General features: G+C 67.8%; 16 protein-coding genes. 6 read left to right on the plus strand and 10 right to left on the minus strand.

Features of this window, described 5'->3' with window-relative positions; genetic code table 11:
* Positions 1-42 precede the first annotated feature (42 nt).
* Together ACIHA7_RS22625 and ACIHA7_RS22630 are read left to right on the plus strand one after the other, a co-directional pair.
* Positions 43-1,038 carry an ATP-binding cassette domain-containing protein gene (locus tag ACIHA7_RS22625; protein WP_397292897.1) on the plus strand — a complete coding sequence of 332 codons (996 nt, stop codon included), beginning with the start codon at positions 43-45 and terminating at the stop codon, positions 1,036-1,038.
* Positions 1,039-1,100: 62 nt separating this feature from the next.
* Complete coding sequence (locus ACIHA7_RS22630) at positions 1,101-1,883, plus strand: ABC transporter permease (RefSeq protein ID WP_107660618.1); 783 nt, start codon at positions 1,101-1,103, stop codon at positions 1,881-1,883.
* A 90-nt stretch (positions 1,884-1,973) separates the two neighbouring features.
* On the opposite strand, the gene ACIHA7_RS22635 is transcribed toward ACIHA7_RS22630, so the two are convergent.
* Complete coding sequence (locus ACIHA7_RS22635; RefSeq protein ID WP_397292899.1) at positions 1,974-2,759, minus strand: alpha/beta fold hydrolase; 786 nt, start codon at positions 2,757-2,759, stop codon at positions 1,974-1,976.
* Positions 2,760-2,841: 82 nt separating this feature from the next.
* Complete coding sequence (locus ACIHA7_RS22640) at positions 2,842-3,177, minus strand: RNA polymerase-binding protein RbpA (RefSeq protein ID WP_040731279.1); 336 nt, start codon at positions 3,175-3,177, stop codon at positions 2,842-2,844.
* 280 nt (positions 3,178-3,457) lie between these two features.
* Here ACIHA7_RS22640 and ACIHA7_RS22645 point away from each other — a divergent pair, with 280 nt between their 5' ends.
* Positions 3,458-3,793: a hypothetical protein gene (locus ACIHA7_RS22645; protein ID WP_397293132.1), complete on the plus strand. Its 336-nt coding sequence runs from the start codon at positions 3,458-3,460 to the stop codon at positions 3,791-3,793.
* Here ACIHA7_RS22645 and ACIHA7_RS22650 read toward each other — a convergent pair.
* The 8 genes from ACIHA7_RS22650 to ACIHA7_RS22685 all read right to left on the minus strand — a co-directional run bounded on the left by ACIHA7_RS22650 (position 3,764) and on the right by ACIHA7_RS22685 (position 11,254).
* Positions 3,764-4,147 (minus strand): hypothetical protein, encoded by a 384-nt coding sequence (locus tag ACIHA7_RS22650; protein ID WP_397292900.1) that lies wholly within the window; start codon positions 4,145-4,147, stop codon positions 3,764-3,766. The two genes, ACIHA7_RS22645 and ACIHA7_RS22650, sit on opposite strands and share 30 nt — an antisense overlap.
* Positions 4,148-4,270: 123 nt before the next feature.
* Entirely contained in the window at positions 4,271-5,308 is a 1,038-nt protein-coding gene (locus ACIHA7_RS22655) for a hypothetical protein (protein ID WP_397292901.1), read from the minus strand.
* A gap of 124 nt (positions 5,309-5,432) precedes the next feature.
* A complete protein-coding gene (locus ACIHA7_RS22660) occupies positions 5,433-5,843 on the minus strand; it encodes a YybH family protein (RefSeq protein WP_397292902.1) in 411 nt (136 codons plus the stop codon).
* A 134-nt stretch (positions 5,844-5,977) separates the two neighbouring features.
* Entirely contained in the window at positions 5,978-7,378 is a 1,401-nt protein-coding gene (locus ACIHA7_RS22665) for an APC family permease (protein WP_397292903.1), read from the minus strand.
* A 167-nt stretch (positions 7,379-7,545) separates the two neighbouring features.
* Positions 7,546-8,691, minus strand: a complete 1,146-nt coding sequence (locus ACIHA7_RS22670; protein WP_397292904.1) for an LLM class flavin-dependent oxidoreductase — start codon at positions 8,689-8,691, stop codon at positions 7,546-7,548.
* A gap of 12 nt (positions 8,692-8,703) precedes the next feature.
* Positions 8,704-9,708, minus strand: coding sequence for an ABC transporter substrate-binding protein (locus ACIHA7_RS22675; RefSeq protein ID WP_397292905.1), 1,005 nt, complete (start codon positions 9,706-9,708; stop codon positions 8,704-8,706).
* Entirely contained in the window at positions 9,705-10,463 is a 759-nt protein-coding gene (locus ACIHA7_RS22680; RefSeq protein WP_397292906.1) for an ABC transporter ATP-binding protein, read from the minus strand. Before ACIHA7_RS22680 ends, ACIHA7_RS22675 begins: the two co-directional genes overlap by 4 nt.
* A complete protein-coding gene (locus ACIHA7_RS22685) occupies positions 10,436-11,254 on the minus strand; it encodes an ABC transporter permease (RefSeq protein ID WP_397292907.1) in 819 nt (272 codons plus the stop codon). Before ACIHA7_RS22685 ends, ACIHA7_RS22680 begins: the two co-directional genes overlap by 28 nt.
* A gap of 240 nt (positions 11,255-11,494) precedes the next feature.
* Between ACIHA7_RS22685 and ACIHA7_RS22690 the strand changes: the two genes are divergently transcribed.
* The 3 genes from ACIHA7_RS22690 to ACIHA7_RS22700 all read left to right on the plus strand — a co-directional run bounded on the left by ACIHA7_RS22690 (position 11,495) and on the right by ACIHA7_RS22700 (position 14,505).
* Positions 11,495-13,012, plus strand: coding sequence for a flavin-containing monooxygenase (locus ACIHA7_RS22690; RefSeq protein ID WP_397292908.1), 1,518 nt, complete (start codon positions 11,495-11,497; stop codon positions 13,010-13,012).
* Between the two features lie 295 nt (positions 13,013-13,307).
* Positions 13,308-13,910: a hypothetical protein gene (locus tag ACIHA7_RS22695; RefSeq protein ID WP_397292909.1), complete on the plus strand. Its 603-nt coding sequence runs from the start codon at positions 13,308-13,310 to the stop codon at positions 13,908-13,910.
* Positions 13,911-13,914: 4 nt separating this feature from the next.
* Positions 13,915-14,505, plus strand: coding sequence for a hypothetical protein (locus ACIHA7_RS22700; protein ID WP_397292910.1), 591 nt, complete (start codon positions 13,915-13,917; stop codon positions 14,503-14,505).
* The last annotated feature ends 79 nt before the right edge of the window (positions 14,506-14,584 follow it).

Here is a 14,584-nt window from a genome sequence, read left to right on the forward strand (position 1 = left end):
ACCGGACTGGATGGCGGGGGAGTCGCTGGTGGAGGGGGAGTCGTGAGTCTGGCAGTCGAAGTCCTCGGGCTGGTCAAGAGCTACGGCAAGATCCGGGTGCTGGACAACATCGACCTGCAGATTCCGGCGGGCACGGTGATGGGCCTGCTCGGGCCGAACGGCGCGGGTAAGACGACGACGGTCCGCATCGTCACCACCCTGCTGCGCCCCGACCACGGGTCGGTGCGGGTGGCCGGGGTGGACGTGCTGCGCAATCCGGGTGCGGCGCGGCGGCGGATCGGGTTGTCCGGCCAGTACGCCGCGGTCGATGCGAATCTGTCCGGGTACGAGAACCTGCGCATGGTGGCGCGGCTCTACGGCATGTCGCACAGCGCGGCCACCAGCCGTGCCGAGGAGCTGTTGAGCGCGTTCGGGTTGGACCACGCCGCGCACCGCCGGGCAGGCACCTACTCCGGCGGTATGGCGCGGCGACTCGACCTGGCCGGTGCGCTCGTCGCCCGGCCCGCGGTGGTGGTACTCGACGAGCCGACCACCGGACTCGATCCGCGCGGCAGGCTCGACATGTGGCGCGTCATCGGCGATCTCGTCGACGACGGCACCACCGTGCTGCTCACCACCCAGTATCTGGAGGAAGCAGATCTGCTCGCGGACCGGATCACCGTGATCGACCGCGGACGGGTGATCGCGCGCGGCTCCGCGGACGAGCTGAAGATGTCCATCGGCGGCGACCGGCTCACCGTCACCCTCGCCTCCGGGCAGGACGTCAAACCCGCCTTGACCGTGCTCGCGCAGGTCGGCATCGGCGAGCCGAGCCACGAGGAGGGCACCGACGAGGCGTCGATCGTGGTCGGCGACGGCTCGCGCACCATGGTCGAGGCGCTGCGCAGGCTCGACGACGCGGGCGTGTGCGTGGTGGACGCCACCGTGCACCGCCCCAGCCTGGACGACGTATTCCTTTCTCTCACCGGCACGCCGGCCCGCGACGGGGCCGACCGCCAGCCAGAAACCGATGACGTACAAGAGGAGATTCTGTCGTGACTGCGGTGGTCGATACCCCGAAAATGTCAGCGGTACAGCTCGATTCGGGGCCGCGGCTGCGGATTTTCCGGGACAGCGCGATCGTCGCCTACCGCAATCTGCTGACCATCCTGCGAGTGCCGACGTTGCTGGTGACCGCGACGATTCAGCCGCTGATGTTCGTGTTCCTGTTCGCCTATATCTTCGGGGCTTCGCTGGGCGGCAGTCAGTACCGCGAGTTCCTGCTCGCCGGAATCTTCACCCAGACAGTCGCTTTCAACGCGGCATTCACCACCGTCGGGCTGGCCGGTGATCTGCAGAAAGGCATCATCGATCGGATGCGGACGCTGCCGATGTCGCGGCTGGCCGTGCTGATGGGGCGCACGCTGTCCGACCTGGTCGTCAATGTGCTCAGCGTCGCGGTGATGGTCGGTTGCGGGTACGTGGTCGGCTGGCGGATCAACGGCGGAATCGCCGACGCCGCACTGGCTTTCGGAGTGATCCTGCTGTTCGCCTTCGCCATGTCCTGGGTGGGCGCGCTCACCGGTCTGCTGTCACCCACGGTCGAAGTCGCGCAGAGCGCGGGCCTGATCTGGTTGTTCCCCCTGTCGTTCATCTCCTCGGCCTTCATCTCCGCCGAAACCCTCCCCGGCCCGCTGCGCACCATCGCGGAGTGGAACCCGATCACCGCGGTCTCGGCAGCGGGCCGCAAACTCTTCGACAACGACGCACCCCCCACCTTCGCCCCCGCCACCGGCTGGGCCGCGGATCATTGCGTCGGCTACGCCATAGGCTGTTCCGTCGCCATCCTCGCGGTCGCGGTGCCGCTGGCATTGCTCCGGTATCGGAAGGTGGCCAGTCGCTGAGCCGGAAAGGTGGTCGGCCGCTGAGTCCCGGAGGTGGCCGGCCGCTCAGCTCGGGGGCGGCCAGTCAATGAGTCGGCGGGTTGTCGACGGCTAGGGTCGGATCGCTCGGTAGATCGTTTCCCGCGCCTCCGCGCCCTCGGGGGTCGGACTGGTCGCCCAGATATGAATCATCTGCGGGGCCTCGCGGTAGTCGAGGTGGGTGCCGGTGAAAGTGGGTGCCATGGCCGCGTAGTTGCGGGCTTGGCAGTTCAGGATGTCGTAGGTGCCGCTGAGTACGAGCAGGCGGCCGAGGTAATCGTTGTTGCCCAGGATCGGGCTTACCCGAGGGTCGGTCACAGGCAGGTCGCCGCAGTACAGGCTGCCGAAGTAGCGGCACCCCGCCGGGCTGAGGAACGGGTCGAGCTCGTCGAGCTCGGCCATCTCCGGCTCCAGGTATCGGTTGTCGAGCACCGGCACGATCAGCACGGTCACATGCGGATTCGGCACACCCCGATCGCGCAGGATCTGCGCCGCCGCCAGCGTGATGGTCCCGCCGACGGAATTCCCGACCAGACTCACCTGCTCGGGACCTTCGTCGGCGATCACCTTCGCGGCGAGGTCGGCGACCATGTCCGGCACGACCTCGCTGGTGCCCTCAGGTGCCAACGGATACAGCGGAATGATCAGGCGCGCCGCGGTTTCGGTGATCAACTCCGCGCACATGTCCCAGCTAGCCTCGGACATTCGCAGCACGAAACCGCCACCGTGGGTGTACACAACGGTCCGTTCCGGCGTCCGATCCCGCTCCGTCGCTGTGTAAATCACCCACTCGCTGCTGATCGAATCCTCGTCAGGCCAATACGAAACGGAGGGTGGTACGTGAAAGGCCGCCTTCATCTTTCGATGTAGGCGGCCTTTTCGGTTAACGGCCTTCCGGCCTGGGAAGCGGAGCCTCCAGGCCCGGCGGCGACCCCGGGAATCAGACCCGGCGGCGGGTCTTCAGGAGATCGAGGCGCTCCTTGAGCAGCTCCTCGAGCTCTTCCTTGCTGCGGCGTTCCAGCAGCATGTCCCAGTGGGTGCGCGGGGGCTTGACCTTCTTGGTCTCGACGGTGGTGCCTTCGATCAGCATGCCTTCCTGACCGTTGCGGCACAGCCAGGTCGGGGGGATTTCGGCGTCGTCGGCGAACGGGACGTCGAATTCCTCGCCGTTGTCGGTGCGGTATCGGGCGATCCGACGCGGAGCCAGGTCGTGGTCGCGATCGGTCTCGTAGCTCACCGCTCCGAGCCGACTGCCCCGGAGTACGCGATCTGCCATGGTGTGCCTCTCCCTGTGTGCTCGAGTCTTGTTGCTGCGACCGTACGAGCGTCTGGTGCTCGCTGGACCTTATGTGCAACGAACGGGCCTGCGCCGATAGTTCCCGACGGGCCACGGAACCGTTCCATTGTAGTGCCATCGGCGTGCCGACCTCGCCACGCCCGCCATCCGGCGGTTCAAGGGGGTCGTTGAGCGGCTGAGGGCGGTCGACGCATTAAGGTTCTGCGTCATGTCGAGCCGCTTGTTGTCCTGCCTGACTTGCCGCTAGGGGGTGTGTTCCATCTCTGATCGTCGTCACTCTCGCCAACTGTCCTGCCTGTGGTGTGGGCGAGAGATCGTGGAGTCGGAGGCCGGGCGTCGCCGCCGGTACTGCCGCCAATCCTGTCGTCAACGTGCCTACGAACACCGCAACAGCCTCAAAGGCACCGGTATCCCCGACGACTCCGTCGTCCTGAGCGCCCAAGAGGCCGCCGACCTGGCCGACCGCTGGTTCGCCGCCCGCTGCGCCGCCGAAGACGTAGCCATAGCCATCGAAGAAAACGCCACCCCCGAAGAACTCGCCACCCTAGGCAAAACCCTCCTCGAACTAACCCGCGACGCCGAACGCCTCCGTTAGCCGCACCCGCTTGGCCACATCCCCCCTCGGCCGCAACCCCGCGACCGCAGTCAGGATGAGCACGACCTCACGGACTCGGCTACTGCGGCCGCGATCTCCGCCGGGCACGGCCATCACGGGTTCGGTCACTGCGGGGACGAGCAGCGCGGCCGCAGCCGGTGCGGGATCGCCCAGCACGGCCGCAATCTCCGCAGGCGCGATCTCCGCGTGCACGGCCAGCACGGCCGCGATCGCCGGGAGCGCGGTTTCCGCGGGCGCGGCCGTCACGGGTACGGCCACCGCGGGCGCGGCCGTCACGGGTACGGCCGTCACGGGCACGGCTACCACGGCTGCGATCTCCGCGGGTACGGCCATCGCGGGCGTAACCGCGACCACACAGCAACAGCTGCGGCGGTGCCCGTGCCCACCTGCTGACGTGACGTAAGTTCCGCGCTCTTGACTGCGGTTGCAGCATGTGTCAAGAGCGCGGAACTTACGTCACGTGGGGATGGCTCGCGGGTGGGTGTGGGCTCGCCGGTATACGGCTCCCAGGAGCACAGCTACGCCAACTGTGAGGGCGGCGATGGAAGCGAGGGTGGTTCCGTCGGGGTGGATGAGCGACTGGGCGCGCATTGCCTGGGTGAACACGATGGCGAGCAGACCGGTGTAACCGAGGGCCAGGACGCCGACTACTGCTGCTCTGGTGCGTTCGGGGCGCAGCCAGGGGTAGCGGGGGGCCAGCCAGGCCAGCACGATAACGGCGAGCAGCAGGATCTGGATGCCGTGTAGGCCGACGAAGTGCGGGACGCGTAGGTCGCCGCCGATGGTGCTCCAGTTGGTGATCGGCATGCCGGGTGCGGCGTCGCGGGGAGAGAGGTCGCGGTTGGCGGGGTCGACGACGGTGTGGCCGGCGATCAGTTCGACCACGTTGCCGTTGGTGTCACGCACCAGCTGCTTGCCGGTGTATCCCATCAGGTAGCCCATGGCCATTCCGGTGACGGCTAGGGCGAGCCCGAAGTGGATCGCGCGGGCCGTCGGCCGGTCCACCAGGCGCTGCCAGGACAGGATGACCACGATGATCAGGTTCGCCAGGAACAGGCCCGGCACGCCGGACATGAAGATGCGCTGGCCGATCTCGTTGACGGGGTCGGCGTCGAAGTTGTTGAAATGACTGAACGTTCCGCGGGCCGCCTGCACGGCGATGAAGCCGACATCGAGGGCGCCGGCCACCGCGAACGTGGTGCCCAGCCACCAGGTCGCGCGACTTCCTTTGTGCGGCAACGACAGCAACCATGCCAGCGTGAGTCCGTAGAGGGCGAAGGCGAAACCGAACTTCAACGGCTTCAACCAGACCGACTCGCCGAGCAGCATGCGATCGTCGACGAGCAACCCCACCAGTGAGGTGACGGTCAGCGCGGCCATGACCAGCGCCATCCAGGTCAGCGGGCGATGCAGGCGGGCATCGGAACCGGTGCGGCGGCGATGCCGCGCGTGCGCCGCCCGCTCGGCGACCACGACGGAGTGTGATGGGGGCATGCACCGAAGGTAGGAATCGGCACCCTCGGAAGACGTCCCGCCGCAGCACTATTCGCATCTAGTACCGGGGTACTGAAATGGGTGACAACCCCGGTGCTGTGGGATGAGCGGTGCCCGCGCGAGCTCAGACGGCGGGCAGGCTGGCGTCGGGGAACGAGTGGTGCTCGTGCGCCACGATCCACCGCTCGTTCTCCTTGCGCAGGCCGAGGGTGAGGCGCAGCCGTCGGCCGGGGTCCTTGGCGAAGTCCTCGGCCGTGCCGCACAGCAGCAGGGCGTGAGCGAACGCGACGTCGGTGCCGGCCGTGACATCCAGCGAGACGATCTCGAACGTCGCCCCCTGCGCCTGCCATTCGAAGAACCCCGGCCAAGCCGCCTGGTAGGCGTCGATGCCGCGCAGACCTTCGTCCGGCGGCGGCACATCGAACATGACGATGTCGGGTGCGTGATCGGCGAGAACGGCGGCCAGGTCGCCCGCGTGCACGGCGGCAGCCCACCGCTCGATCAGAACCCGGATCGTCTTCTCGTCGTCCGACATCGTTCATCGTCCCTTCATATGGCGCCTCACCAGTACGTTCGGCATGCTGTGAGCCTGCCGAAAAGACGCATGGGGCGCAATGGATTCCGCGTCTTATGTGAGATATCCCGACCTCGGCGGGCCGGTTTCCGCTGCTAGCGGACGGTAACCGGGGCGAGCGTGGAGCGTCTGCGCCCGTATCCGAGGTAGACGGCGACGCCGACCAGCACCCAGATCGCGAAGCGCACCCAGGTCAGCCCGTCCAGCGTGGTTGCCAGCAACACGCATCCGACGAGCGCGAGCACCGGAACCACCGGCACGAACGGCGTGCGGAACGGCCGCTCCCGCTCGGGCTCGGCCTTGCGCAGCACCAGCACGCCGATGCACACCACCGCGAACGCGGACAGCGCCCCGATATTCACCAGCTCCACCACGATATCGATGGGCAGCAGCCCGGCGATCGCCGCACAGACCGCGCCGAGCAGCAGGGTCAGTCGCACGGGCGTGGACCGCTTGCCGGTCTGGGCGAGCCCGAAGGGCAGCAACCGATCTCGGCACATCGCGAAACCCAGCCGCACCTGCGCGTACACGATCATCAGTAGGCCCTTGGTCAACGCGATGATCGAGGCGATCACGATGACATTGCCGATCCAGCCGATCTTCAACCCGTCGAACGCGGTGGCGATCGGCGCCCCGTTGTTCAGCGTCGCGAACGGCGCCATACCGGTGAGCACGGCACTGACCAGGGCGTAGAGCACGGTCGCGATGAGCACCGTGCCGATGATGGCGAACGGGATATCCCGGCGCGGGTTGCGCGCCTCCTCGGCCGAGGCGGCGACGACGTCGAAGCCGAGGAACGCGAAGAACGCGATCGCCGCACCCCCGATGATGCCGCTGACGCCGAACGGCGCGAACGGTGTCCAGTTCTGCACGTCGATGTGTGGCGCGCCGACCGCGACCACCAGCACCAGCACGCCGATCGTCACGCCGACCAGCACCTTGGTGATCCGTGCGGTCAGCGACACCTCGCCGACCAGCACCGCGACGATCGCCGCGATGATCAGCATCGCGGGCAGGTTCACGATGCCGCCCTCGGTCGGCCCGGCCGCGATGGCCTTCGGAACGGTGATGCCGAACAGCGAATCCAGCGCCGACACCGTGGTCCCGGACCAGCCGATCGCCACCGCGGCACCCGCGATCACGAACTCCAGCAACAGATTCCAACCGACCAGGAACGCGGGGCCCTCGCCGAGGGTGGCGTAGGTGTAGGTGTAGGCACTGCCGGAGACCGGTACCATCGCCGCCAGCTCGCTGTAGCAGAGCGCGACCAGCACGCACACGGTGCCCGCCAGCACGAACGACAGCACGATCGAGGGCCCGGCCTTCTCCGCGGCGGCCACACCGGTGATCACGAAGATGCCCGCGCCGACGATGGTGCCGACACCCATCGCCGTGAGGTCGATGCGGCCGAGCCTGCGCGCCAGCGTGGGCGCTCCCTCGGACATCGCGGTGTCGGGCAAACGACGGCGCCATCGCTGAGCGGCTGGGGTGGTCATGACTCCCTTACGAACTCGTCCAGAGGTCCCGCCTGAGCGCCGAACCGACAGACCATTCTCGTAGGAGTGCGTGCGTCGCCGTCAACTGGGGGTCTGCTACCTGCGCAAACGCGCACCGCGCCGCATGTGAACGGTGCGCGGGACCCCAGCGACAAGACGGGGACGCGTCAGCTGCTGGACGACGCGGCGAACGGCGTCGCAACCGGCGCGGCGGCCGGCCGAGACGGGTGCGTCCACAGCCCTTTGCGCTCGAGAATCGGCAGCACCCCCTCACCGAACCAGTACGCCTCCTCCAGGTGCGGGTACCCGGACAGGATGAAGTGGCTGATGCCCAGCTTCGAGTACTCGACGAGCCGCTCGGCGACCTCGGCGTGCGAGCCGACCAGCGCCGTGCCCGCGCCGCCGCGCACCAACCCGACCCCGGCCCATAGGTTGGGTGCGATCTCCAGCCGATCGGTGGCACCACCGTGCAACGCGGACATGCGACGCTGCCCCTCCGACTCGCTGCGCGCCAGGCTCGCCTGCACCCGCTCGATATCGGCCGGATCGATGCCGTTCAGCAGCCGATCCGCCTCGGCCCACGCCTCTTCCGAGGTGTCGCGGCTGATCACGTGGATGCGCAGACCGTAGTCGAGGATGCGCCCCTGATCCACGGCCAGGCGCCGGATCCACTCCAGCTTCCTGCTCACCGCGAGCAGCGGTTCACCCCAGGTGAGGTAGGTGTCGGCGTAGCGGGCCGCGACCGGACCGGCCGGCGCGGAGGAGCCACCGAAGAAGACGGGCGGAATGGGGTCGGGCCGGTTGCTCAGCAACGCGTCGCGGACGTGAATGTGCTTGCCTTCGAAGGTGATCGGCTCGTGCGAGCGCCACAGCTCGCGCACCACGTGCAGGAATTCGCCGGTGCGGGCGTAGCGCTGCTCCTTGTCCAGGAAGTCGCCGTAGGCCTGCTGTTCGTGCGGCTCGCCGCCGGTCACCACGTTCAGCAGCAGCCTGCCCTGCGAATGCCGCTGGAAGGTGCCCGCCATCTGCGCGGCCAGCGTCGGGCTGACCAGGCCGGGGCGCAGGGCGACCAGGAACTTCAGCGTCTCGGTGGTGTCCACCATCATCGCCGTGGTGAGCCAGGCGTCCTCGCACCAGGCGCCGGTCGGGGTGAGGACGGCCTCGAAGCCGTTGTCCTCGGCGGCGGCGCCGATCTGGTTCAGGTAGCGCAGCGTCGCGGGGCGGTCACCGGACATGAAGGTGCCGTGCCCGCCGGCGACCAGGCCGCGCGAGTCACCGTAGGTGGGTAGGAACCAATGGAACGACAAGGTCATGGAGCCAACTCCTCAGGAAGCGGGGAACAGGTCGTTGAAGCGGGTGTCGGTGTAGTCGGCGATGTTCACCTTGCGCGGGATCAGCCCGGCGTCGGCGAACGCGTCGGCGACGCCTTGCTCGGCGGCGATGGCGGCGGCGTCGAGCGGATGGTCGTGGTACGGGCCACGTTTCACGACGGTGAGCACGATGTCGTAGGGCAGGCCGGTGAGTTCGGCGTAGGTCTTCGCCCACTGCTCGGGGTGCGTGTTGACCCAGGCGTGCGCTCGCGCGATGCGGGCGAGCAGGTCGCGCAGCGCGGCGGCGGTCGCCTTGCTGCCCAGTGCTTTGTCACCGGCGACGTAGAAGGCGTCGCCGGTCACGTAACCGTTGCCGCTCACCAGGATTCGCGCATTGGCCTGCTGCTCGGCCTGGGCGGTGTACGGATCCCAGATGGCCCACGCGTCCACCCGTCCGGTGGTCAACGCGGCCAGCGCGTCCGGCGGCTGTAGATACTGCGGCTCGATCTGGTCCCACTTGATGCCCGCCTTGCTCAGCACCGCGAGCAGGTGGGCATGCGCCGAGCTGCCCTTGGTGACTGCAATCTTCTTGCCGCGCAATTCTTCTGGACTGCGCAGTGGCGAATCCTTGGGCACCACGATGCCCTGACCGTCCTTGCCCGCCTGGTAGGCGCTGACGATCTTGATCGCCGATGTGGCCGCCGCGGCGAAGATCGGCGGGGCATTGCCGACGCCGCCGATATCGACCGCGCCGGAGTTGATCGCCTCCAGCATCGGCGGGCCCGCCTGGTACTGCGACCAGGTGATCTTGTAGGGCGTCTGGTCCAACTCGCCTGCCGCGGTGAGCAAGGCCTGCAACCCCGTGCCCTTCTGATCGCCCGCCCGCACCGTCACCTGGGACAGGTCGACCGAACCGTCCGGGCGCAGGGCCGCGTCGTCGGACTTGTCGGACCCGCAGGCCGTGCCGACCGTGACGACCAGTGCGAGAGTCGTTGCGAGCAGCAGCCTTCTGGCTTTCATTCGGTTCCTTCCGGTGCCACGCCGAGTTCGGCGAGCAGGGTTTCGCGCAGGGAGAGCAGGAGCGGATGGTCGCTGCGGCGCGGCCGCGGCAGGTCGATGCGCGACTCATGGGCGATGCGCCCGTCGCCGAGCACCAGCACCCGGTCGGCCAGGCGCAGCGCCTCGTCCACGTCGTGGGTGACCAGCAGGACGCCGGGGCGGCGGCGCTGCCACAGGTCGATGACCAGGCGGTGGATGGTGATCCGGGTCAGCGCGTCGAGGGCGCTGAAGGGCTCGTCGAGCAGCAGCAGGTCCGGCTCGCGGACCAGGGCGCGGGCCAGGCTGGCGCGTTGCGCCTCGCCGCCGGACAGGGTCAGCGGCCAGGCATTGGCGCGCTCGGCCAGGCCGACCTCAGCCAGTGCGGCGCGGGCCGCGGCCTTGGGGTCGGGGTGTCGTAAACCGAGAAACACGTTGGCCAGCACCCGTTTCCACGGCACCAGTCGCGGTTCCTGGAAGGCGACGGCGATGGTGCCGTGCGTGGTCAGCTCGCCGCGAACGCCTCGATCGAGACCGGCCAGTGCGCGCAGCAGCGTGGACTTTCCCGAGCCGCTGCGACCGAGCAGAGCGACGAATTCGCCTGGGGCGATGTCGAGATCGAGGCTGTCGAGCACGCGGCGGCCGTCGAATTCGCGCACGAGCCCGCGCACCCTGGCCACCGGAGGATCCGATACCACCGGCTCGGCGGCGATCACTGCCCCAAGAACCCGCGTCGCCATGCCAGCGCCTTCCGCTCGATCAGTCGGACGAACGCGTCGGTCAGCAGACCGAGCACGCAGTACACCAGCAGGCCGACCACGATGACGTCGGTGCGCAGGAATTCGCGGGCGTCGTTGATCAGGAAGCCGAGTCCCGCATCGGCATTGACCTGTTCGGCGACGATCAGTGCCAGCCACGCGATACCCAGCGACTGGCGCAACCCGACGAGCGTCTGCGGTAGCGCGCCCGGCAGCACGATGTGCCCGAGCAGCGCGAGCCTGCCGAGTTGCTGTACCTCGGCGAGCTCGGCCAGTTTGCCGTCCACCCCGCGGATACCGGCGAAGGTGTTGAGGTACAACGGAATCGCCGCGCCGAACGCGACGAGCACCACCTTCGGCAGTTCACCGATGCCGAACCACAGGATCAGCAACGGGATCAGGCCGTAGAACGGCACCGTGCGCAGCATCTGCATCGGCGGATCGACCACGTACTCGCCGACCGTGCTCAGGCCGGCCAGCACGGCCAGGCCGATCCCCAGCACGGCGCCGATCACGAACCCGGTCGCCGCGCGGCCGAGCGATACCGTGATCGCCTCCGGCAACGTCCCGTCCCGCAGCAGTTCCCAGGTAGTCGCCGCGATGGTGACCGGCGAGGCGAGCAACCGCTCCGGCAGCACACCGGTGGCGCTGGCAACCTGCCACGCGACCACGAGGACCAGCGGGCTGACGACCCGCAGCCAGGTCTTGCGTGGCCGCCATCGAGCCGCCGACCGAACCCGAATCGGTGTCGGCTCCAAGACAATTGATGACACGCGACACCTCGGGTAGGGGACAGGGACGCGGACCGCCACTGAGCGCGCCGCAGTTATCCATGCTGTGCGCGCGGCGGGTCGGAGTCACCGGTTGAAACCATCCCGGTTTTAATTGGGCCGCCCGGGGTCAGCGTGTTTCCAGCAATCGCTACTAGACGTAACCTCAAATAACACGTAACCTCGACGATGAGCTCTCGATCGAAGGTGATCGAGGCGTGACCAGACGAAACGAGATCCTCAATGACGCGGCATGTCGACGTACTGATCATCGGCGCGGGCCTCTCCGGCATCGGCATGGCCTGCCACCTCACCCGTGAGCAGACCGGACGCAGCTACGCCATCCTGGAGCGCCGCACCGCCATCGGCGGCACCTGGGACCTGTTCCGGTACCCGGGCATCCGTTCCGACTCGGACATGTTCACCTTCGGCTACGGCTTCCGTCCGTGGATCGGCACCAAGGTGCTCGCCGACGGGCCGCACATCCGCCAGTACGTCGAGGACACCGCCGTCGAATACGGCGTCAAAGAGCACATCCACTTCGGGCGGAAGGTGACCACCGCCCGCTGGTCCAGCGCGGCCGGTATCTGGACGGTCGAGGCGCTCGACGAGCAGACCGGCGAGGTCGAGACCTTCACCAGCAACTTCCTGGTCGGTTGCACCGGCTACTACGACTACGACAACGGTTACCGGCCCGAATTCCCCGGCGAGGCGGACTTCGGCGGGCAGATCGTGCACCCGCAGCACTGGCCCGAGGATCTCGACTACCGCGGCAAGCGCGTCGTCGTCATCGGCAGCGGCGCCACCGCGATCACCCTCGTCCCCGCGATGAGCGGCGACGCCGCGCACGTCACCATGCTGCAGCGGTCACCGACCTACATCACCGCGCTGCCCGCCGACGACCCCGTCGCCGTCGGCATGAAGCTGGCCAAGGTGCCCGCCAAGATCGCCTACCGGGCGGGCCGGGCGCGCAATATCGCGTTGCAGCGCGCCAGTTTTCAGCTGTCCAGGACCAACCCCGCCGCATCCCGCAAGCTGCTGCTGGCCGCGGTGCGGCTGCAACTCGGTCCGAACATCGACATGCGGCACTTCACGCCGTCCTACAACCCGTGGGACCAGCGGCTGTGCGTCGTGCCCAGCGGTGACCTGTTCAAGGTGCTGCGCAGCGGTAAGGCGTCCATCGTCACCGACCGCATCGAGACCTTCACCGAGACCGGCATCCGGCTCGCCTCCGGCGAGGAACTGCCCGCCGACATCGTGATCAGCGCGACCGGCCTGCGCGTGCAGATGCTCGGCGGCACCACCCTCGAGGTCGACGGCGAACCCGTCGTCACCCGCGACCGCGTCGTCTACAAGGGCGCCCTGCTCGACGGCGTGCCCAACGCGCTCATGGTCCTCGGCTACACCAACGCGTCCTGGACGCTGAAGGCCGACCTCGCCGCCGAATACTTCTGCCGCGTCCTCAACCACATGAAGATGCACGGCTACACGCGCATGGTCGCGGTCGCCGAAGAAGGCGACCGCTCGACCGACTCGGTCATGGGCGGTGCCCTGACCTCCGGCTACATCCAGCGCGGTGACGCCGTCATGCCGCGCCAAGGTGTCCGCGGCCCCTGGCAGGTCATCAACAACTACTTCCGCGACCGCAAAATGCTCCGCAAGGGCCCGATCGAGGACGGAGTCCTCACCTTCACCCGCGCCGCGAGCTCCGCCGGGGACGCGTCCGAGGAACGCCCCCTGGAAGCCACCCGCACCGCCTGAACGCACGTGTGATGCGCTAGCGGCCCGCGCTGGTCGACGGATCCGGCGCCAACGCGTCTCCGATGTCGTTGTGTGCGCCGCCGCTAGGTGCCATTCAGGCCGTCGAGCGTGCGATAAACGTGTTCCTGCACTGAGTATCGAAGTGACGGCTCGCCGGCCGGAAAAATCTTCCGAAATCGGGGAACCGATCCGCCGCGTCGGCCGTCAAACCCTGTGACAAAACAAGTTTCGGACCGGGGAGTGTCCGGAGCTGCGCTGTAGCTGTTCACAGCTCAGAACACAGGGGGTACAAGTCATGAACCTTTTGCACACGGCTGTTCCGGCCGACCGGGGGAGCCGTCTCGGCCGCTCCACCGGATTCGGCGAAGACCACGCTCACCATCGCGAAAAGGCGTATGCGACAGCAGCTTTTCCGACCGACCGCGGTGGTGACGTGATCCGGTCGGGCGCGTCGAGGCCCGGATTCGTTCGCACACTGCTCTTTGCCGTGGTTTCGATGATCCTGACGGTCGCGAGTGTCCAGGGTGCCGGCGCTGCGCAGGCGGACTACCAGCCGTGCACCAACTACCGAGTCACGACGAACTGGGGCAGGGTCGAAGTGGACACCAGGCCGGCCGGAACCGATTACATCGGCAACATCGCATGGGCCATGTTCATCAACGACATCGCCCACGTACCAGGCCGATACGACTACCAGATACTGATCAACGGCACGCCGCTGCGGACCGAGACGATCCATAAGGACGACAACCTGCACTTCACGATCCCCCGGTACCAAGGCGGACGCTACGTGTACGAGTCCGGAGACGAAATCCAGGTGATCGCTTCGCACGCTGCCGGAAAATACCTGTACGTGACCCCCATCAACCGTTGCACCGTCCCCTATTCGGGAGGATAGCCATATGGATCAGGAAACTGCGCGGCTCGGGGCCGACCTGCTGGCGGCTGACGTCGAGGCGGCTCTCGGCTTCGAGGTGCACATCGATGAAACGGTCCCCGAGCACCTTCGCCGGCAACCTTCCACGCCGGGGTGGTGGATCGAGTTCGCCATCCCAGCGTTGAACGTGCTGGTCGGCTGTACCCCGAGCGAGTCGACCCCCGGCGGTGTGGCATGTGAACTCGCGCAGCGCATCCACGACGATGTCTTGGCCCGCAGCGGGAAGATCTGGCCCGCAGACGGTGCGGTGGGGGATCAGCCGCTGCTGCCCACCGGCGACGGGTGGCAGGGGCCGGGTGGCTCGGTGCCGTACGGGCAGGTCAAGGAGGCGAAGGAGCCCGATCCGAGCCTCGACGGCGTGGTCCGATGGTGGCTGCCGCACAGCTACGACGGCCTGATCGCCAGCCGCTCCGGTGACGACGTCTGGTTCTCGCGCTGGCAGTACCAGGGCGACGACCAACGCGTCACGCCGGGAATGCCGGTGACCTGGCTGATCGGCGAAGGCCGACACGGAAAGTACCGCAAGGCAAGCGAAGTCCGGCCGGTTCAGCCGTAGTCGATAGGACCGCTCGCCGACCGACAAGTCAGCTGTCGTCGGTCACTTCATCGTTCCGGAGATACACGCGCCGCCGAGC

The organism is Nocardia sp. NPDC052316, assembly GCF_044547795.1.
In the GTDB taxonomy this organism is placed as follows: Bacteria; Actinomycetota; Actinomycetes; order Mycobacteriales; family Mycobacteriaceae; genus Nocardia.

Excerpts from the sequence above, each read along its gene's own strand:
- ACIHA7_RS22695 (WP_397292909.1), top strand. The coding sequence starts at position 13,308 with ATGAACCTTTTGCACACGGCTGTTCCGGCCGACCGGGGGAGCCGTCTC.
- ACIHA7_RS22680 (WP_397292906.1), bottom strand. The coding sequence starts at position 10,463 with ATGGCGACGCGGGTTCTTGGGGCAGTGATCGCCGCCGAGCCGGTGGTA.
- ACIHA7_RS22635 (WP_397292899.1), bottom strand. The coding sequence starts at position 2,759 with ATGAAGGCGGCCTTTCACGTACCACCCTCCGTTTCGTATTGGCCTGAC.
- ACIHA7_RS22665 (WP_397292903.1), bottom strand. The coding sequence starts at position 7,378 with ATGACCACCCCAGCCGCTCAGCGATGGCGCCGTCGTTTGCCCGACACC.
- ACIHA7_RS22690 (WP_397292908.1), top strand. The coding sequence starts at position 11,495 with ATGACGCGGCATGTCGACGTACTGATCATCGGCGCGGGCCTCTCCGGC.
- ACIHA7_RS22660 (WP_397292902.1), bottom strand. The coding sequence starts at position 5,843 with ATGTCGGACGACGAGAAGACGATCCGGGTTCTGATCGAGCGGTGGGCT.
- ACIHA7_RS22655 (WP_397292901.1), bottom strand. The coding sequence starts at position 5,308 with ATGCCCCCATCACACTCCGTCGTGGTCGCCGAGCGGGCGGCGCACGCG.
- ACIHA7_RS22675 (WP_397292905.1), bottom strand. The coding sequence starts at position 9,708 with ATGAAAGCCAGAAGGCTGCTGCTCGCAACGACTCTCGCACTGGTCGTC.
- ACIHA7_RS22640 (WP_040731279.1), bottom strand. The coding sequence starts at position 3,177 with ATGGCAGATCGCGTACTCCGGGGCAGTCGGCTCGGAGCGGTGAGCTAC.
- ACIHA7_RS22670 (WP_397292904.1), bottom strand. The coding sequence starts at position 8,691 with ATGACCTTGTCGTTCCATTGGTTCCTACCCACCTACGGTGACTCGCGC.
- ACIHA7_RS22700 (WP_397292910.1), top strand. The coding sequence starts at position 13,915 with ATGGATCAGGAAACTGCGCGGCTCGGGGCCGACCTGCTGGCGGCTGAC.
- ACIHA7_RS22650 (WP_397292900.1), bottom strand. The coding sequence starts at position 4,147 with ATGGCCGTACCCGCGGAGATCGCAGCCGTGGTAGCCGTGCCCGTGACG.